Origin of the sequence: Chromohalobacter marismortui (assembly GCF_004364315.1) — a bacterium.
GTDB classification, from domain to species: Bacteria; Pseudomonadota; Gammaproteobacteria; order Pseudomonadales; family Halomonadaceae; genus Chromohalobacter; species Chromohalobacter marismortui.
On record NZ_SOBR01000007.1, the window covers coordinates 66859 to 84838 of the forward strand.

Annotated in this window: 17 protein-coding genes; 4 read left to right on the forward strand and 13 right to left on the reverse strand. The window is 62.0% G+C overall.

Going from position 1 to position 17980, the window contains the following annotated elements:
* Window positions 1–73: 73 nt before the first annotated feature.
* The 3 genes from trxB to C8E00_RS13805 form a co-directional block, all read right to left on the reverse strand.
* Window positions 74–1027, reverse strand: coding sequence for a thioredoxin-disulfide reductase (trxB, locus tag C8E00_RS13795; RefSeq protein WP_133698106.1), 954 nt, complete (start codon window positions 1025–1027; stop codon window positions 74–76).
* A 184-nt stretch (window positions 1028–1211) separates the two neighbouring features.
* Window positions 1212–1814, reverse strand: coding sequence for a peroxiredoxin (locus C8E00_RS13800; RefSeq protein WP_133698107.1), 603 nt, complete (start codon window positions 1812–1814; stop codon window positions 1212–1214).
* Between the two features lie 163 nt (window positions 1815–1977).
* Entirely contained in the window at window positions 1978–2187 is a 210-nt protein-coding gene (locus tag C8E00_RS13805) for a zinc ribbon domain-containing protein (protein ID WP_133698108.1), read from the reverse strand.
* 340 nt (window positions 2188–2527) lie between these two features.
* Between C8E00_RS13805 and acnA the strand changes: the two genes are divergently transcribed.
* Window positions 2528–5260, forward strand: a complete 2733-nt coding sequence (gene acnA, locus C8E00_RS13810) for an aconitate hydratase AcnA (RefSeq protein WP_133698109.1) — start codon at window positions 2528–2530, stop codon at window positions 5258–5260.
* Between the two features lie 88 nt (window positions 5261–5348).
* Here the strand turns inward: acnA and C8E00_RS13815 are convergent, their stop codons facing one another.
* The 10 genes from C8E00_RS13815 to radC all read right to left on the reverse strand — a co-directional run bounded on the left by C8E00_RS13815 (window position 5349) and on the right by radC (window position 14754).
* Entirely contained in the window at window positions 5349–7034 is a 1686-nt protein-coding gene (locus C8E00_RS13815) for an NAD-dependent malic enzyme (protein WP_133698110.1), read from the reverse strand.
* A 152-nt stretch (window positions 7035–7186) separates the two neighbouring features.
* Window positions 7187–8410 carry a YeeE/YedE family protein gene (locus C8E00_RS13820; RefSeq protein ID WP_133698111.1) on the reverse strand — a complete coding sequence of 408 codons (1224 nt, stop codon included), beginning with the start codon at window positions 8408–8410 and terminating at the stop codon, window positions 7187–7189.
* A gap of 183 nt (window positions 8411–8593) precedes the next feature.
* Window positions 8594–9607 carry a tryptophan--tRNA ligase gene (gene trpS / locus C8E00_RS13825; RefSeq protein ID WP_133698112.1) on the reverse strand — a complete coding sequence of 338 codons (1014 nt, stop codon included), beginning with the start codon at window positions 9605–9607 and terminating at the stop codon, window positions 8594–8596.
* A gap of 98 nt (window positions 9608–9705) precedes the next feature.
* Window positions 9706–10821 (reverse strand): alanine dehydrogenase, encoded by a 1116-nt coding sequence (gene ald / locus C8E00_RS13830; protein WP_133698113.1) that lies wholly within the window; start codon window positions 10819–10821, stop codon window positions 9706–9708.
* A 195-nt stretch (window positions 10822–11016) separates the two neighbouring features.
* Window positions 11017–11340: a putative signal transducing protein gene (locus C8E00_RS13835; protein ID WP_133698114.1), complete on the reverse strand. Its 324-nt coding sequence runs from the start codon at window positions 11338–11340 to the stop codon at window positions 11017–11019.
* A 2-nt stretch (window positions 11341–11342) separates the two neighbouring features.
* Window positions 11343–12533 (reverse strand): class I SAM-dependent rRNA methyltransferase, encoded by a 1191-nt coding sequence (locus C8E00_RS13840; protein ID WP_133698115.1) that lies wholly within the window; start codon window positions 12531–12533, stop codon window positions 11343–11345.
* Window positions 12534–12573: 40 nt separating this feature from the next.
* Entirely contained in the window at window positions 12574–13389 is an 816-nt protein-coding gene (gene mutM, locus C8E00_RS13845) for a bifunctional DNA-formamidopyrimidine glycosylase/DNA-(apurinic or apyrimidinic site) lyase (protein WP_133698116.1), read from the reverse strand.
* A gap of 99 nt (window positions 13390–13488) precedes the next feature.
* Window positions 13489–13644 (reverse strand): 50S ribosomal protein L33, encoded by a 156-nt coding sequence (gene rpmG, locus C8E00_RS13850; protein ID WP_011508261.1) that lies wholly within the window; start codon window positions 13642–13644, stop codon window positions 13489–13491.
* Window positions 13645–13674: 30 nt separating this feature from the next.
* On the reverse strand, window positions 13675–13911 hold the full coding sequence (rpmB, locus tag C8E00_RS13855; protein ID WP_133698117.1) for a 50S ribosomal protein L28: 237 nt from the start codon (window positions 13909–13911) through the stop codon (window positions 13675–13677).
* Between the two features lie 168 nt (window positions 13912–14079).
* Window positions 14080–14754 (reverse strand): RadC family protein, encoded by a 675-nt coding sequence (gene radC / locus C8E00_RS13860; protein ID WP_133698118.1) that lies wholly within the window; start codon window positions 14752–14754, stop codon window positions 14080–14082.
* A 170-nt stretch (window positions 14755–14924) separates the two neighbouring features.
* Between radC and C8E00_RS13865 the strand changes: the two genes are divergently transcribed.
* Genes C8E00_RS13865 through C8E00_RS13875 form a run of 3 tightly spaced genes read left to right on the forward strand, consistent with a single transcriptional unit; the run spans window position 14925 to window position 17934 of the window.
* Window positions 14925–15671 carry a GntR family transcriptional regulator gene (locus C8E00_RS13865; protein ID WP_133698119.1) on the forward strand — a complete coding sequence of 249 codons (747 nt, stop codon included), beginning with the start codon at window positions 14925–14927 and terminating at the stop codon, window positions 15669–15671.
* Window positions 15668–16879, forward strand: a complete 1212-nt coding sequence (gene manD / locus C8E00_RS13870) for a D-mannonate dehydratase ManD (RefSeq protein ID WP_133698120.1) — start codon at window positions 15668–15670, stop codon at window positions 16877–16879. The genes C8E00_RS13865 and manD overlap by 4 nt, the downstream gene beginning before the upstream one ends.
* Before the next feature lie 32 nt (window positions 16880–16911).
* Entirely contained in the window at window positions 16912–17934 is a 1023-nt protein-coding gene (locus tag C8E00_RS13875; protein ID WP_133698121.1) for a zinc-binding alcohol dehydrogenase family protein, read from the forward strand.
* Window positions 17935–17980 lie beyond the last annotated feature (46 nt).

The following is a 17980-nucleotide window of genomic DNA, read 5'->3' on the forward strand; positions in this document are numbered from 1 at the left end:
TGAACACGCCCGCGAATCGCTTCGCGGGCGTGGTCGGCGCAAGGCTGTCACCGCGCGATGCGGCGCAACGGCCTCACTCCAGGCCGTCGAGATAGCGCTCGGCGTCGAGGGCCGCCATGCAGCCGGTGCCCGCGGAGGTCACCGCTTGACGATAGACATGATCCATCACGTCACCGGCGGCGAAGACGCCCGGCACGCTGGTCATGGTGGCATTGCCATCGAGGCCGGACTTGACCCGGATATAGCCGTTGTTCATGTCCAACTGGCCTTCGAAGATGCCCGTGTTCGGTGAATGGCCGATGGCAACGAACAGTCCCGGTGCCTGAATCTCGCGCGACGCGCCATCGACGGTGGAGATCAAACGCACCCCGGTCACGCCGGTGTTGTCGCCCAGCACTTCCTCGAGCGTGTGATTCCAGACGATGTCCATATTGCCGTTCTCGACCTTGTCGAACAGCTTGTCCTGCAAGATCTTCTCGGCGCGCAGGCTATCGCGGCGATGCACCAGCGTGACCTTGGTGGCGATGTTGGACAGATACAGCGCCTCCTCGACGGCGGTGTTACCTCCGCCGATGACCACGACTTCCTGGCCGCGATAGAAGAAGCCATCACAGGTCGCGCAAGCGGACACGCCCTGCCCCATGAACTTCTCTTCCGACGGCAGCCCGAGGTAACGCGCGCTGGCCCCCGTGGAGATGATCAACGAATCGCAGGTATAAGTGCCGTTTTCGCCCTTGAGCACGAACGGGCGCTCACGCAGCTCGACTTCGTTGATATGGTCGAACAGCACCTCGGTATCGAAACGCTCGGCGTGGCGACGCATGCGCTCCATCAATTCGGGCCCCTGCACGCCCTCGGCGTCGCCCGGCCAATTGTCCACGTCGGTCGTGGTGGTCAGTTGGCCACCGGCCTGCATACCGGTAATCAGCAGCGGCTTGAGATTGGCACGGGCCGCATAGACCGCCGCCGTGTAACCGGCAGGGCCGGAACCGAGAATGATCAGTCGTTCGTGACGCACGTCGCTCATGGGGAACCTCGTTTACAGGATACGCTGACCGGGAGTGGAACAACAAAAAGTACGATGAGACATAAAATACTATGTGGCATACACGCATTACGCGCATACCACATACCATGACGCTGCAAACGTTCGTCGACACGGCAAAGGGCGGCCGTCTCGGCCGCCCTTCGTGGCAAACGCGTTGTAACGCTTACAGTTCGTCGGAGTGCGTGCCCAGGTACTTGGCGACGCCTTCGGCGGTATCCTTCATGCCTTCCTGGCCTTCGTCCCAGCCAGCCGGGCAGACTTCACCATTCTTCTGGTGGAACTTGAGCGCCTTGACCATGCGCAGCATCTCGTCGACGTTGCGGCCCAGCGGCAGGTTGTTGACAACCTGATGCTGAACGACACCGTCTTCGTCGATCAAGAAGGAGGCACGCAGGGCGACACCCGCTTCCGGATGCTCGATGCCAAAGGCTTGCGTGATCTCGTGCTTGACGTCAGCCACCATCGGAAAGCCGACTTCACCAATGCCGCCCTTCTCGGGAGAGGTCTTGCGCCATGCGTGGTGAGTGAACTGAGAGTCGATGGACACTCCGATCACTTCGACGCCAAGATCACGGAACTGCGCCAGACGGTTATCGTGCGCGATGATCTCGGACGGGCAAACGAAGGTGAAGTCTAGCGGCCAGAAAAAGATGACACGCAGCTTGCCATTGGTTTCAGACAGCTTGAAGTCGTCGACGATGGTGCCATCGCCCAGAACCGCTGCCGCTTCGAAATCGGGTACCTGACGTCCAACCAATACGCTCATTCATTTCTCCTGAAAGTGGGTGGATGGCTATGATAATAACCAGCCAAGGCTACCGGCTGGTTTCACTTATGCCCATTTGATTGCCCCAATGAGCAATATAGGCGCTCCCTATCGGGTCGATATGCCACACTCAACATCGCGGCATGTTCAGCCCAGGAAGCGTTCAGAATACGTCGTCGTCTTGCCCTAGCATGACGTCTTCGAGCTCACCGCTGAACGGCGATACCGCCACACGTACTTGAATCGGCGCACAACACTGAGGGCAATCTTCCCAGGTGGAATGACTGCCCACACTATTGTCGATCAACATCTCGAAAGACGCATCGCAATAAGGGCATGTCGCCGGCCATGACAGCAGCATCTCTTCGTTCATACCGACTCCTGGCGTCCTCGAGGACGACGCGTTCTGCAATGAATGTCGGGTCACCCTTGCCCTCTTTCAAGCCAAGGCGTCAAGATTCTTGCCCCAGTCTGACGTATCACGCTTGCGGCCTTCCCTTACGTGCCACCTTGGTGACATGGGCGCGCTTGAAATAAAGGCTTATCATGACAATGTCTCCGGTATCGATGATATTGTAGACATTGTCGCAAGAACCTGACTCGCGGCGAACCGTGCCATCGGATGGTCGTCAGACTTTTCCAATATACCAAGGGCAACGTGGTTCGGCGTTCGCCATGAAAAATCGTCCAGCATTGATGAGGAGGAGGGCCCCATGGCCGAAGCTCCAAAGAATACGTTATCGACACTCGACGTAGGCGGTCATACCTACCACTACTACAGCTTGGACAAGGCCGCCCAAGCATTCGGCGACGCTTCACGCCTGCCCATGACACTCAAGGTGTTGCTCGAGAACCAGCTGCGCTACGGCGACGATGAAAGCGTTTCGCCCGACGACATGCAGGCCCTCGTCGACTGGCAGAAGGAAGGACGCTCCACCCGCGAGATCGGCTACCGTCCGGCACGCGTACTGATGCAGGATTTCACCGGCGTCCCCGGGGTCGTGGACCTGGCCGCCATGCGCGACGCCGTCAAGCGCCTAGGCGAACCCGCCGAGCGCATCAACCCGCTCTCCCCCGTGGATCTGGTCATCGACCACTCGGTGATGGTCGATCACTACGGCGACCCGTCGTCGTTCAAGGACAACGTCGCCATCGAGATGGAGCGCAACCGCGAACGTTACGAATTCCTGCGCTGGGGCCAGCAGGCGTTCGATAACTTCCGCGTCGTGCCGCCGGGCACCGGCATCTGCCACCAGGTCAACCTGGAGTATCTAGGCAAGGCCGTGTGGACCAAGGAAGAAAACGGCAAGACGTTCGCCTATCCCGATACCCTCGTCGGTACCGACTCCCACACCACCATGATCAACGGCCTGGGCGTGCTTGGCTGGGGCGTAGGGGGCATCGAGGCCGAGGCCGCCATGCTCGGTCAACCGGTATCGATGCTGATTCCCGAAGTCATCGGCTTCAAGCTCACCGGCAAGCTCCGCGAAGGGATCACCGCCACCGACCTGGTGCTGACCGTCACGCAGATGCTGCGCCAGAAAGGCGTCGTCGGCAAGTTCGTCGAATTCTACGGCGACGGCCTCAAGGACCTGCCGCTGGCGGACCGCGCCACCATCGGCAACATGGCCCCCGAATACGGCGCCACCTGCGGGTTCTTCCCGGTCGACGAGGAAACCCTCAACTACATGCGCCTCACCGGCCGTGACGAGCACCAGATCGAGCTCGTCGAAGCCTATACCAAGGCGCAGGGATTGTGGCGCGAACCCGGTGCCGAGCCGATCTTCACTGATGTCCTGCACCTCGACATGAATGAAGTCGAGTCCAGCCTGGCCGGACCCAAACGCCCGCAGGACCGTGTCGCCCTGACCGACATGAAGTCCACCTTCGAAAAGATCCTCAGCGATCGCAAGCCGGATGCCGCCCCCACCGAGCAAGGCAAGTGGCTCTCCGAGGGCGGCCAGACCGCCGTGGGCACCGATACCAGCATGGAGAATGAAGATAGCCAAGACTGCGAGGTCGACGGCGAAAACTTCAAGCTCAACCACGGCGCCGTGGTCATCGCCGCCATCACCTCGTGCACCAACACCTCCAACCCCAGCGTCATGCTGGCCGCCGGGTTGTTGGCGCGCAAGGCCGTCGAAAAAGGCTTGACGACCAAGCCCTGGGTCAAGACGTCACTGGCGCCGGGTTCCAAGGTGGTCACCGACTACTTGAGTGCCAGCGGCACCCAGGACGATCTCAACGAACTCGGCTTCAACCTGGTCGGCTACGGTTGCACCACCTGTATCGGTAACTCCGGCCCCTTGCACGAGCCGATCGAGAAAGCCATCGATGAGGGCGATCTGACGGTGGCCTCGGTCCTTTCCGGCAACCGCAACTTCGAAGGCCGTATCCATCCGCTGGTGCCCACCAACTGGCTGGCGTCACCGCCCCTGGTCGTGGCCTATGCGCTGGCCGGCAACATGCGCATCGACCTTTCCAAGGAGCCGTTGGGCGAGGACAAGGATGGCAACCCGGTCTATCTCAAGGATGTCTGGCCCAGCCAGGCGGAGATCGCCGAAGCCGTCGAGCAGGTCAGGACCGAGATGTATCGCAAGGAGTACAGCGAAGTCTTCGAGGGTGACGAAACCTGGAAGTCGCTCGATGTACCGGAAAGCGATGTCTATGCGTGGAACGATAACTCTACCTACATCCAGCATCCGCCGTTCTTCGAAGGCATGGGCAAGGAGCCTGGACCGCTGGAAGACGTCAAGGGTGCCAACGTATTGGCCATGTTCGGCGACTCGGTGACGACCGACCACATCTCGCCCGCCGGCGCGATCAAACCGGACAGCCCCGCCGGCCGTTACCTGCAGGAAAATGGCGTCCAGCCCAAGGATTTCAACTCCTACGGCTCGCGGCGCGGCAATCACGAAGTGATGATGCGCGGTACTTTCGCCAACGTCCGCATCAAGAATGAGATGCTCGATGACGTCGTCGGCGGCTATACCCGCCACGTGCCCAGCGGCGAACAGATGGCGATCTACGACGCGGCGATGAAATACGTCGAGGAATCCACGCCTCTGGTGGTGGTCGCCGGCAAGGAATACGGCACCGGTTCCAGCCGCGACTGGGCAGCCAAGGGTACGCGCCTGCTGGGCGTGCGCGCCGTACTCGCCGAATCCTACGAGCGCATCCACCGCTCCAACCTGATCGGCATGGGCGTGCTGCCGCTGCAGTTCCCCGAAGGCGAAGATCGCAAGTCGCTGGGCATGACCGGCGATGAAACGGTCTCCATCGAAGGCATCGCCGATATCGAGCCCGGCGCCAAGGTCAAGGTGACCATCGCGTCAAGCAAGGGCGAGAAGAAGATCGAGGCGCTGTGCCGTATCGATACCGCCAACGAGATGGCCTACTACCGCCACGGCGGCATCCTGCACTACGTGCTGCGCAGCATGCTGTAAACGTTCCGCGCGGAACGAGCACTATGCAAAACACCCCGTCGGCATGGCCGGCGGGGTGTTTTTTGTCGATGGGTCGAGAGGCGAGCCTTTAGAAGGCACGGCGCCGATAGGTGCGATAGCGCGGATACCAAAAATGGCGTTCGATAGCGTCCCACAGCGCTTCATCACTGGAAGACAGCGCGACGTTCTCCTCCTGCGCCTGCTTGGCGACGGCGAAGGCGATATCCTTGCTGATCTCGCGGATGTCTCCCAATGACGGCAACAGTGCGCCTTTGCCGGTCTTGACGATGGGCGCGTTCTGAGCCAACGCGTTGGAAGCCGCCATCAGCATCTTGTCGGTGACGCGGGACGCGTTGGTCGCTACCACGCCCAAGCCAATGCCAGGGAAGATATAGGCGTTGTTGCACTGAGCGATCGCCACCTCGCGTTCGCCCACGCGCACCGGCGGGAAGGGACTGCCCGTGGCCACCAGCGCTTCGCCCTGCGTCCAGTCGAGCACGTCCTGCGGAACGGCCTCGACCTTGGAGGTCGGGTTGGAAAGCGGCATCACCAGCGGTTGGGCACAACCGGCGTGCAAGGTCTTGATCACTTCCTCCGAGAACAGGCCACGTTGCCCGGAAACCCCGATCAATACACTGGGTTTGGCATTGCGTATCACGTCGAGCAGATCACGGGCCTGGGAATCCCAGTCGCTCAGGGTGGTAGTCTCATGCGCCAAGCGCTGCTGGAAGTCGTAGAGACCGTCCATGTCGCTGGTCAGCAACCCGAAACGGTCGACCATATAAATGCGACGACGCGCTTCGGCCTCGCTCAACCCTTCCATGGTCATCGCCACCACGACCTGCTCGGCGATGCCGCAGCCCGCCGAACCGGCGCCGAGAAACGCGATGGTCTGATCCTTGAGTGCCTCGCCCTTGGTCTTGCAAGCCGCCAGCAGCGTTCCCACGCACACGGCCGCCGTGCCCTGGATATCGTCGTTGAAGCAGCACAGCTGATCGCGATAACGCTCGAGCAACGGCATGGCGTTGGTCTGGGCGAAGTCCTCGAACTGCAACAGCACGTTGGGCCAGCGCCGTTGCAACGCCTCCATGAACATGCCGATGAACTCGTCATACTCTTCCTGACTGACCCGCGGATGGCGCCAGCCCATATACATGGGGTCATCGAGCAGCTTCTGATTGTTGGTCCCCACGTCGAGCACGATAGGCAGCGTGTAGGCTGGGCTGATGCCGCCACAAGCGGTATACAGCGACAGCTTGCCGATGGGGATGCCCATGCCACCGATGCCCTGATCGCCCAGTCCCAGGATGCGCTCACCGTCGGTGGCCACGATCACGCGCACCTTGTCCTTGGTGGCACTCCGCAGGATATCGTCCATGCGGTGACGATCGGGATACGAAATGAAGAGCCCGCGGTGGTTACGGTAAATATTGGAGAACTCTTCGCATGCCTCCCCCACCGTGGGGGTATAGATGATCGGCAGCATTTCCTCGAGATGCTCTTCCAGCAGACGGAAGAATAGCGTCTCGTTGTCGTCCTGAATCGCCCGCAGATAAATATGCTTGTCGAGGTTGGTCTGACACAGAGTGTACTGGTGATAAGCGCGCTCGAGTTGCTCTTCGATACTCTCGACATTCTGCGGCAGCAAGCCCACCAGATTGAACTCGACACGCTCTTCGCTGGTAAAGGCGCTGCCCTTGTTGAGTAGCGGCATCTCCAGCAGTGAGGGGCCAGCATAAGGAATATAAAGGGGACGCTTGGATGTTTCGCTCATCGTTTGCCTCACGCAGGTGACGGAACTCGGAGCCCAGAGACTCCACACGGCTCGCGCTTCACTATACACGCCACCTTGCCACCCGCGCACGCCACAACGATGCACGGCGCCCCTCGGGACGCCGTGCACCGTTCAAACGTGTCGGTCGCGACTCAGCCACTGCGCGCCACGGGGCGTGACGGCCCCGAGAAGAACCACGGGCGCAGCCGCACACCCAGCATGTTGCCGGCGAAGGCCGCGACCAGCCATAGCCAGCCATGCAGGCTGCCCGACGCGATGCCGCCAAAATAGGCACCAATGTTGCAGCCGAACGCCAAGCGCGCACCATACCCCAGCAGGAACCCGCCGATGGCTGCCGCTACCACGGAACGTAGCGGAATGCTGAATTTCGGCGCGAAGCGGCCCGCCAGCGCCGCGGCGGCCATCGCCCCCAGGATGATGCCGATATTCATCACGGTGGTGATGTCACTCCAGACGCTTGCCTTCAAGGCTGCCGCATTGCCGGCCGCCTGCCAATAGCCCCAACCGCTGACATTGCCGCCCAGCGCTTCGAAGATCTTGGCCCCCCACAGCGCAAACGCCGAGGTAATGCCCCATGGGCGTCCGGCGAGTGCCAGCGTGATGAAGTTGAGCACTGCCAGCCCCACCGCACCGGCCAATAACGGCCAGGGGCCTTGCAGCCAACGCGAGCGACCGGCCTCGACCTGCGGCGCGCGTTCCAGCTGAGCGTGCCGACGCTTCTCCATGGCCACCGTCAACGCCGCGATCGCGGCGAACAAGACCAGGCTCACGACGATACCGCCGCCCACGCCGAACAGGCCATGCAACGATGTCGGCTGAAACGCCGGCCATGTCTGCCACCAGGCAAAATGCGCCGTGCCGACCAGGGAGCCGACGATGAAGAACACCAGGGTGATCACCATGCGCGCATTACCACCGCCCACCGTGAATAGGGTCCCCGAGGCGCAGCCGCCGCCGAGTTGCATGCCCAACCCGAACAGGAACGCACCGACCAGGACCGATACCCCAATGGGTGCGATATAGCCGGACACCGGCGTGCCAAACAGAGTGCCCGCCCCTAGCGCGGGGAAGAACAGCACCACCGCCAAGGCCAACATGACCATCTGTGCGCGCAGGCCGCGTCCGCGACGCTCGGTAATGAACACACGCCATGCCGAGGTGAAACCGAAGGCCGCATGATAGAGCACCATGCCCAAGGCGCCCCCGACGATCATCAGCAGGCCCGTGGCGACCCCGAAGGCCGTGCCCACGGCCAGGGCGCTCAGGAGCAAGACGATCGCCGCTGCCAATGCCAAGGGCGGTACGCCGCGACGCGGCATCGGCGAAGCGGATGAAACGCTGGATGCATCAGGCATCACAACCTCCTGTCATCATTTGAATGGAAATTGTTGCCTATCTTAGCGGCTGACCAGACCTTTTAAAAATTCATAAAAAGAATTCACGCTATAGCGTTTGGCAATATAAAAACAAGGCCCGTATCGTCAGACACGGGCCTTGGCAGCGCGACAGGCGCGCCGAGAAAAAGAGCGGCGGAGGCGCTACACGAAACGCCCCAGGCCAGCGACCTCGCGCACGCGCTCCATGAGCGGTTGTGCCTCGGCGCGCGCCTTCTCGGCCCCCTGCTTGAGCACGTTCTCGATATGGCCGGGATCCTCGAGCAAAGCGTTATACCGCTCGCGAGGCTCGCGCAGATGCGCGTTGAGGTATTCGAAGACCCGATCCTTGGCCGCTCCCCAACCGATACCATTCGCGTACTCGGTGCGCATGGCAGCGGTCTCTTCTGCGGAAGCGAATGCCGAGAAGATCTGGAACAGTGTGCAGCTGTCGGGATCCTTGGGTTCGCCGGGCTCAAGGGAGTTGGTCTTGATCTTGCGCACCAGCTTCTGGAGCTTCTTCTCTGAGACGAACAGCGGAATGGTGTTGTTGTAACTCTTGGACATCTTGCGGCCATCGAGCCCATTCAACACTTCGACCTTATCGTCGACCACTGCCTCGGGCAGCGTGAAATACTGCCCCTTGTAGAGATGATTGAAGCGCCCGCCCATGTCGCGCGCCATCTCGATATGCTGGATCTGGTCGCGCCCCACCGGGACTTTATTGGCATTGAACATCAAGATGTCCGCCGCCATCAGCACCGGATAACCGAACAGCCCCATGCTCACGCCTTTATCCATGTCCTGATGGCCAAGCTCTTCATTCTCGGCCACCGCCGCCTTGTAGGCATGAGCACGGTTCATCAGCCCCTTGGCACAAACACAGGACAGCATCCAGGTCAGCTCGGGAATCTCGGGGATGTCCGACTGGCGATAGAAAACGGCGTTATCGGTATCCAACCCCAGCGCCAGCCAGGTAGCGGCGATTTCCAGACGCGATTGCTGTACGCGCCGGGGGTCCTGGCACTTGATCAGCGCATGCAGATCAGCGAGGAAGTAGAAGGAATCCACATCGGGGCGCTGGCTGGCCTCGATGGCCGGCTTGATGGCCCCGACATAGTTGCCGAGATGCGGGGTGCCGGTGGTGGTAATGCCGGTCAGAACGCGTGTCTTGGTCATGGAATTGGGCTGATCGCAACGAAATGTGAGAATCCGCCCAGTGTACAACGACGTCCCGGCCAAGGCGACCGGCCCCACCGGGACATCGCCACGCCGCACTACCCCAGCAGGCTCGCCGGATCGGTGACCTCCAGGCCGAATGCCTGCGCCACCGCCGGATGCGTTATGCGTCCAGCATGCACGTTGAGCCCCTTGAGGAAGTGGGAATCCTCCGCCAAGGCGCCTTGCCAGCCTTTATCGGCCAAGGCCAGCACGAAAGGCAAAGTCGCATTGGTCAGTGCCTGGGTAGAGGTACGTGCCACGGCGCCCGGCATGTTGGCGACGCAGTAATGCACCACGCCGTCCACGACATAGGTGGGATCGGCGTGGGTCGTCGCGCGACTCGTCTCGAAACAACCGCCTTGGTCGATGGCCACGTCCACCAACACACTGCCCGGACGCATGTCACCGAGCATCTCGCGCGTGATCAACTTGGGGGCCTGCGCGCCGGGCACCAGCACCGCGCCGACGACAATATCCGACTCGCGGACCGCGGTTTCCAAGGCATCCGCCGTCGAATACACAGTATTCAAGCGGCCTTGATAGCGATGGTCGAGCACTTCCAGCCGCTCCAACGACTTGTCGAGCACGGTGACATCCGCCCCCAGTCCCAGCGCCATGCGTGCGGCATTCTCGCCGACCACGCCACCGCCGATCACGGTGACCTTGGCCGGCGCCACGCCGGGCACCCCAGGGATCAGAATACCGGCACCGCCCTGCGCCTTTTCCAGGCTATGCGCGCCGGCCTGCACGGCCATGCGGCCGGCGACACGACTCATCGGCGCCAGAAGCGGCAAACCGCCCTCTTCGTCGGTGATCGTCTCGTAGGCGATGCAGGTCGCTTCGCTGTCCATCAGCCCTCGTGTCAGCGACTCCTCGGCGGCCAGATGCAGGTAGGTGAACAGCGTATGGCTCGGCTTGAGGCGCTTGACCTCTTCCGGCTGAGGTTCCTTCACCTTGACGATCAATTCGGCGTTATCCCATAGCGCGTCGAGGTCTTGCTCGATACGCGCCCCCGCCGTCTCGTATTCGGCGTCGGGGAATCCGGCTCCCTCGCCTGCCGAGGCCTGCACGGCCACGCGATGACCGCGTGCCACCAGCTCGCGCACCACGCTTGGCGTCAAGGCGACACGATATTCATGATTCTTGATTTCCTTGGGTACGGCGATTTTCATGGCGCCTCCGCTTAATGACGTGATCGAAATAGGCTCAACGTCTACCTATTACAGCACACGCACAGGAATCTGAGGGAGGTCAAAGGCAAAACGGGATGACGTGCTATAAAGCCACACTTCTATAGAAAACTTTGCGCTGACAGCGTCCATGACCGAACGATTTGCGACGGCTATACCCTGCATAGCCTGCGCATCTCAGACGGGACGCGTCTGACCACACTGCCAGCAGGTATCGAAGACACCCTCCAGCCTTTCTCCACAGGCAGGGCAACGCCAGTTCGGGCGATCCTCAGCGGGGCCATTGAGGGCTTCATCAACCAACGCCTCGGCGCGCTGACGATGCCCTACCGGCACCCAGACCTCAGGTTCGCACTCGCCAGGCGGCAGTTCGCCGGCGCCACCGCCAAGGGTCATGTTGTGCAGCACGGGCACCAAACCGGCGCTGGCCAGCACGTTGTGCACGTGATTGACCAGCAACGCGTTGGGATGACGAAAGACGCGCACGCTCTCGAGTGTCATGATCAGTTCCTGAAAATCCGCACGCCGAGCGCTTTCAGGTAAGCGGTTTCGGGAATCGCGGGATGCACGGGATGATCCGCTCCCTGGTGGCCCTGGTAGATGACCTGGCCGTGACGGTCCTGATGGCGTACCGCGCCGCGTACGCACTCCATCAAACGTTCCGGTGCCAGATGCATCGAGCACGATGCCGAGAGCAGCATGCCATCGCGCCCCAATAGCCGGATCGCCTCACGGTTGAGCCGTGAGTAGGCACGCTCGCCGTTGGGAATATCCTTGCGACGCTTGATGAAAGCCGGTGGGTCGAGCACGATCACGTCGAATTGCTCGCCTTCCGCCTTGAGCGCCGCCAGGGCCTCGAAAGCCTCGCCCTCACCGACGGCCACTTGCTCGGCCAGGCCGTTGAGTGCGGCGTTCTCGGCGACACGTTCCAGGGCTTGTGCGGAGCTGTCCACGCACAGCACCTCGCTGGCGCCATGTGCAGCCGCCTGAACGCCCCAGCCGCCCACGTAGCTGAAGACGTCAAGCACGCGCTTGCCGGCGACCAAGCCATTGAGCCATGACCGGTTGGCGCGATGATCGAAGAACCAGCCGGTCTTCTGGCCATCGAGCACCGGCACCACGAAGCGCACACCGTTTTCCTCGAGCAGCACTTGGTCGGGCAACTCGCCATAGGCGACCTCGACCTCATCGCCGAGCTGTTCCCGGCGACGCCCGGAAGAATCGTTCTTGAACACGATGGCGCGTGGCGCCAGCACCTTCTCGAGCGCGGCGATGATCTCGTCGCGCATCCGGTCCATGCCCACGGTATTGAGCTGCACGACCAGCACGTCATCGAAGCGATCGACGATGAGCCCCGGCAACAGGTCGCCCTCGCCATGCACCAGGCGATAAAAGGGCTTGGCAAACAGCCGCGCGCGCAGGCTCAACGCTTGCTTGAAACGGTGGACCAGCAGCGAACGGTCGAGACGCACATCGACGTCCCGCGAGACGATACGCGCGCAGATAAGTGAATGCGGATTGACGTAGGCAATGCCCATCGGCTTGCCATTGGCGGCCTCGATGACCGCCTGGGCGCCCGGTTCGAAATCCTTCAACGGCGTGGCCGCGATATCGATCTCGTTGGAATAGAGCCATAAATGGCCCGCCTTGAGACGCCGATCGGCGTTTTTCTTGAGGCGTAGACGTTCGGTCACAGAAAACCTCTTGGCGAAGACATCGCGCCGCGCGGAACGCTCAGCGCTGACAATGGGGACAAAAAACACTGGCACGCTGACCCAGCGTAGCCAAGCGTAAAGACTCGCCGCAACGCCGGCAGGGGGCTTCTTGACGCCCATAGACGTTGAGGCGCTGAGCGAAATAACCCGGCTCGCCGGTGCCGCTGACGAAATCACGCAGTGTGGTACCACCCTGCGTGATCGCTGCCGCCAGCACCTCGCGCACCGCCTCGGCCAGACGCTCATAGCGTTCGCGGGAGATGCGTCCCGCCGCGCGACGGGGATCGATCCCCGCCAGGAACAACGCTTCGCTGGCGTAGATGTTGCCGACACCCACGACCACGGCGTTATCCATCAGGAACGGTTTGACGGCGATGCGCCGCTTGCGTGACAACCGATAGAGACGCTCGCCATCGAAATCCGGCGATAACGGCTCGGGGCCCAGGCGCGCCAAGCGTGGGTCCTCGAACGGCGAGCCCTGCAGCCAATCGACGAAGCCGAAACGCCGTGGGTCGTGATAACGCAGGATCGCGCCATCTTCCACGACCAGATCGACATGGTCGTGCTTTCTGGGCATATCGCCGAGACGCGCCACACGCAGGCTCCCGGACATGCCCAGATGCCACAGCAAGGTACGCTCGCCGACGGGCATGAGCAGGTACTTGGCTCGCCGACCGAGGTCGCCGATGCAATGGCCCACGAGCGTATCCGCCAGATCGTCCGGGACCGGCGTGCGCAGGCGCGACTGACGCACGATGACCTCGCGAATCTCGCGCCCTTCTATGTAGGGCGCAATACCGCGACGCGTCGTTTCGACTTCGGGGAGTTCGGGCATGCTGGTCTCCCGCCACCTTTCTTGCTGGCATAAAAAAACCCGGAGCGACCCGGGTTTTTCTGACAGGTGAACGTCACCTGTGGCGAAGGAGGACCAAGATCACTTGATCTTGGCTTCCTTGTACATCACGTGCTTGCGGACGACCGGGTCGAATTTTTTCATTTCGAGCTTGTCCGGTGTATTCCGCTTGTTCTTGTCGGTGGTGTAGAAATGGCCGGTTCCGGCGCTGGACACCATCTTGATCTTGTCACGCATGACTCATTACTCCCTGTTTGGACGCGCTGTTTAGACGCGGTCACCACGCTTGCGAATATCGCTGAGCACTTCTTCAATGCCCTTCTTGTCGATGACACGCATGCCCTTGGAGGAAACGCGCAGCTTGACGAAGCGCTTCTCGCTTTCCACCCAGAAACGGTGGGTGTGCAAGTTCGGCACGAAACGACGGCGAGTTTTCCGCTGGGAGTGAGAAACGTTGTTACCAGTCACCGGGCGCTTACCGGTAACCTGACATACTTGGGACATGGAAGCCTCCAACCACTGGCGAGTTGTTCAAAACCTGTCGGGCAAACCGGGAATGGCAGGCTACCGCCTTCTGCCCTGATTCAAAGGGCGTACTTTATACCAGACGTCAAGCCTTGCCGCAAGCTTGCGGGGCTCGACGACATCCAACCTGGCATCGCGGCACGGCACTCAAAGCCACCCACGTTCGGCGAACGATACTACCTCACCATCACCGACGACGAAATGATCCAGTACGCGGATCTCGAAGAGACCCAGCGCTTCCTTGAGACGCTGGGTGATCCGACGGTCGGCGTCGCTTGGCTCGGCCACTCCCGAAGGATGGTTGTGCGCAAATATCAACGCGCCGGCGTTGAGCGCCAACGCTCGGCGCGATACCTCACGTGGGTAGACGGACGCGCTGTCGAGCGTGCCTTGCGACAGCGTCTCGAAGCGAATGACCCGGTGCTGCGTATCCAGAAACAATGCCGCAAACGCCTCGTGGGGCAAGTGACGAAGCTGCGAGGTCAAGAACTGCCGCACCAAGGCCGGCGATGTCAGCGCACCGCCGCGCTCCAACAAGCTCCCCAGGTGGCGCCGTGATAATTCCAGCGACGCCTGAAGCTGTACATACTTGGCTTCGCCCAGCCCATGCTCCGCACAAAAGCGCGCCTGATCGGCCTCCAGCAAGGGCCGCAGACCTCCGAAAGCCACCAGCAGGTCACGTGCGAGGTCCACCGCCGAACGCCCTTTGACCCCTACACGCAGGAAGATCGCCAGCAACTCGGCATCCGACAGCACCGGCGCCCCCAGGGTAAGCAACTTTTCACGCGGACGCTCGCCTTCCGGCCAATCGCGAATTCCCATTGGCGGCTCCCTTCAAAGATGGAGGTCACGCTATACCAGATACTATATCAAATATAGCTAATAAAAAATCAATCGCCTATACCTACCCCCCCCCAACCAAAGTTGCATCGCATGACTGGCTAACCTGACTACCATACTAGTCATACAACACATTGATTCAGGATCTTCACATGACGCCATCGCTGCTCGCGCTCTGGGAGGAACAGCCCGACGGCAATGTCCGTCAACGCCTCTATGCGGTCCTGCGCCAGTCGATCATTCGCATGACCTTGGCGCCCGGCCAGGCGCTGTCGGAGAAGGAGATCGCCGAGACCTTCGCGGTCAGCCGCCAGCCGGTCCGCGAGGCCTTCATCCGGCTCTCGGAAGCCGGCCTGATCGAGGTACGCCCGCAACGCGGCACCTACGTCGTGCACATTTCTCGAGCCGATGTCATGGAGGCACGTTTCGTTCGCGAAGCCATCGAGATCGCCGTCGCCCGGGATGCCGCCGAGCAGGGGCTCGATGCAGCGATTCGCGACGAGCTCCACGAGCTCGTCGCTCGCCAGCGGCGCTGCATCGAGGCACAGGACCATGACCGCTTCTATCGTCTCGACGAGGATTTCCACCGCATCCTGGCACTGGGCACCGGTCACGATGCCGCCTGGCGCGTGACCCAGGAGGTCAAGGCCCAGCTCGACCGGGTGCGTTACCTGAGCGTGCCGGACGCCACCCCCATCACCAAGCTGGTCGACCAGCACACCCGCATCCTCGACGGTATCGTCGCGCGCGACGCCGACGCCGCCGAACAGGCCGTGAAGGAGCACCTGCGCGAGATACTCAGCTCACTGCCGGCGCTGATCGAACGCTTCCCCGAGCTCTTCGAAGCCGCTGCGTCCGGTAGCCGTCGAACCCCGCTGCTTTCTGGAGCCAGTGCATGAAGATTCAAGACGCCTATACCATCGTCACCTGCCCCGGGCGCAACTTCGTGACGCTCAAGATCGTCACCGAGTCCGGCACCTACGGTATCGGCGATGCCACCCTGAACGGCCGCGAGATGGCGGTGGCCGCCTATCTCGACGAACACGTCGTGCCGGCGCTGATAGGCCGCGATGCCAGCCGCATCGAAGACACTTGGCAATATCTCTATCGCGGTGCCTACTGGCGACGCGGCCCGGTGACCATGACCGCCATCGCCGCCGTCGACATGGCGCTGTGGGACATCAAGGCCAAGGCCGCCGGGATGCCGCTCTATCAACTGCTCGGCGGCAAGAGCCGCGAACGGGTGATGACCTACGCCCACTGCACCGGCCAGACGATCGAGGACTGCCTCGAGGAAGTCGCCCGTCATGTCGAGCGGGGCTACCGAGCGGTACGCGTCCAGGCCGGGGTACCGGGCATCGAAACCACCTACGGCGTCGCCAAGACGCCCGGCGAGCGCTACGAGCCGGCCGACTCCTCACTGCCCGCCGAGCACGTCTGGAGCACCGAGAAATACCTCAACCACGTGCCCAACCTGTTCGCCGCGGTGCGCGAACGTTTCGGCGACGACCTGCACGTGCTGCACGACGTCCACCATCGCCTGACGCCGATCGAGGCGGCGCGACTGGGCAAGGCCGTCGAACCCTATCACCTGTTCTGGCTGGAGGACTGCGTGCCGGCCGAGAATCAGGAGAGCCTGCGGCTGATTCGCGAGCACACCACCACGCCGCTGGCGATCGGCGAGGTGTTCAACTCGATCCACGATTGCCGCGAGATGATCCAGAACCAGTGGATCGACTATATTCGCATGCCCCTGACCCACGGCGGCGGTATCACCGCGATGCGCCGCGTCGCCGATCTGGCGTCGCTTTATCATGTGCGCACCGGTTTCCATGGCCCTACCGACCTATCACCGGTATGTCTGGGCGCAGCGATCCACTTCGACACCTGGGTACCCAATTTCGGCATCCAGGAACACATGCCGCACACCGACGAAACCGACGCGGTGTTCCCCCACGACTACCGCTTCGAGGACGGCCACTTCCTGGTCGGCGAGACGCCGGGGCACGGCGTCGACATCGACGAGGCCCTCGCCGCCAAGTACCCCTACGAACGCGCCAGCCTGCCGATCAACCGTCTGGAAGACGGCACACTCTGGCACTGGTAAGCCCCTTTCCATTTCATAAAACGGAGTCCGTCATGAAAGCCTTCGAGGTCCGCGCTCCCCACGATTTCGGCATCGTCGACATTGACGCTCCGCAGGCCGACGCCGGCGAGGTGCTGGTCAGCGTCGCCTTCGTCGGCATCTGCGGCTCGGACATGCACATCATTCACGGTGATAACGCCTTCGTACGCTTCCCACGCATCACCGGTCATGAGTTCGCCGGTGTCGTCGCAGCGGTCGGTGAAGGCGTCGCGGGCGTCACGGCCGGCGACCGGGTATGCATCGACCCGGTCATCAACTGCGGCGAGTGCTATCCGTGCCGCATCGGCCGGCCCAACGTCTGTACTCGGCTCGAAGTGATCGGTGTGCATCGCAACGGCGGCTTCGAGCAGCACGTCAGCGTGCCGGCGGGCAACGTCCACCACCTGCCGGAGAGCGTCGGCCTCGATCAGGCCGCGCTGGTCGAGCCCTACACCATTGCCTGCAACGTTCTCGACCGCATGCAGCCTCACGACGGCGACGCCCTGCTGATCCTCGGTGCCGGGGTGATCGGCCTGACCATCCTGCAGGTCGCCCGTGCCAAGGGGCTCACCGACATCACTGTCTGCGACGTCATCGACGAGCGTCTCGAGGTAGCCCGATCGCTGGGCGCCCACCATGCCGTCAATGGTCAACGGGAAGACCTGGAAGCCGTGATGAGTGAACGCAGCGGCGGCGAGGGGATACCACTGATCGCCGACGCCGCCTGCGTGCCGGCGCTGTTTCCGCAGCTGGCGCGAATTGCCTCGCCTGCCGGACGCATCGGCCTGCTGGGTTTCGACACCACGCCCAGCGACCTGGTGCAACTCGAAGTCATCAAGAAGGAATTGACCATCGTCGGCTCGCGTCTCAACAACCGCAAGTTCCCCGAAGTCATCGAGATGCTCGCCAGCGGGCGGCTCGATGCCACGGCGCTGGTCAGCCACCGACTGCCCTTCGCCGAGATGAGCGATGCGATCCATTTGATCGATCATCATCCAGAACGTGCCCGCAAGGTCCTGATCGCGTTCGATTCCTGAAACGCGTCGATCAGATGCCTGGGCACCGTCATTCACTGAAGTACCA

Bases quoted from the DNA above. Each gene is read 5' to 3' on its own strand.
- C8E00_RS13875 (WP_133698121.1), top strand. From the start codon at position 16,912: ATGAAAGCCTTCGAGGTCCGCGCTCCCCACGATTTCGGCATCGTCGAC.
- C8E00_RS13815 (WP_133698110.1), bottom strand. From the start codon at position 7,034: ATGAGCGAAACATCCAAGCGTCCCCTTTATATTCCTTATGCTGGCCCC.
- C8E00_RS13865 (WP_133698119.1), top strand. From the start codon at position 14,925: ATGACGCCATCGCTGCTCGCGCTCTGGGAGGAACAGCCCGACGGCAAT.
- C8E00_RS13800 (WP_133698107.1), bottom strand. From the start codon at position 1,814: ATGAGCGTATTGGTTGGACGTCAGGTACCCGATTTCGAAGCGGCAGCG.
- trxB (WP_133698106.1), bottom strand. From the start codon at position 1,027: ATGAGCGACGTGCGTCACGAACGACTGATCATTCTCGGTTCCGGCCCT.
- acnA (WP_133698109.1), top strand. From the start codon at position 2,528: ATGGCCGAAGCTCCAAAGAATACGTTATCGACACTCGACGTAGGCGGT.
- C8E00_RS13805 (WP_133698108.1), bottom strand. From the start codon at position 2,187: ATGAACGAAGAGATGCTGCTGTCATGGCCGGCGACATGCCCTTATTGC.
- C8E00_RS13835 (WP_133698114.1), bottom strand. From the start codon at position 11,340: ATGACACTCGAGAGCGTGCGCGTCTTTCGTCATCCCAACGCGTTGCTG.
- C8E00_RS13820 (WP_133698111.1), bottom strand. From the start codon at position 8,410: ATGCCTGATGCATCCAGCGTTTCATCCGCTTCGCCGATGCCGCGTCGC.
- radC (WP_133698118.1), bottom strand. From the start codon at position 14,754: ATGGGAATTCGCGATTGGCCGGAAGGCGAGCGTCCGCGTGAAAAGTTG.
- rpmB (WP_133698117.1), bottom strand. From the start codon at position 13,911: ATGTCCCAAGTATGTCAGGTTACCGGTAAGCGCCCGGTGACTGGTAAC.
- ald (WP_133698113.1), bottom strand. From the start codon at position 10,821: ATGAAAATCGCCGTACCCAAGGAAATCAAGAATCATGAATATCGTGTC.
- trpS (WP_133698112.1), bottom strand. From the start codon at position 9,607: ATGACCAAGACACGCGTTCTGACCGGCATTACCACCACCGGCACCCCG.
- mutM (WP_133698116.1), bottom strand. From the start codon at position 13,389: ATGCCCGAACTCCCCGAAGTCGAAACGACGCGTCGCGGTATTGCGCCC.
- manD (WP_133698120.1), top strand. From the start codon at position 15,668: ATGAAGATTCAAGACGCCTATACCATCGTCACCTGCCCCGGGCGCAAC.
- rpmG (WP_011508261.1), bottom strand. From the start codon at position 13,644: ATGCGTGACAAGATCAAGATGGTGTCCAGCGCCGGAACCGGCCATTTC.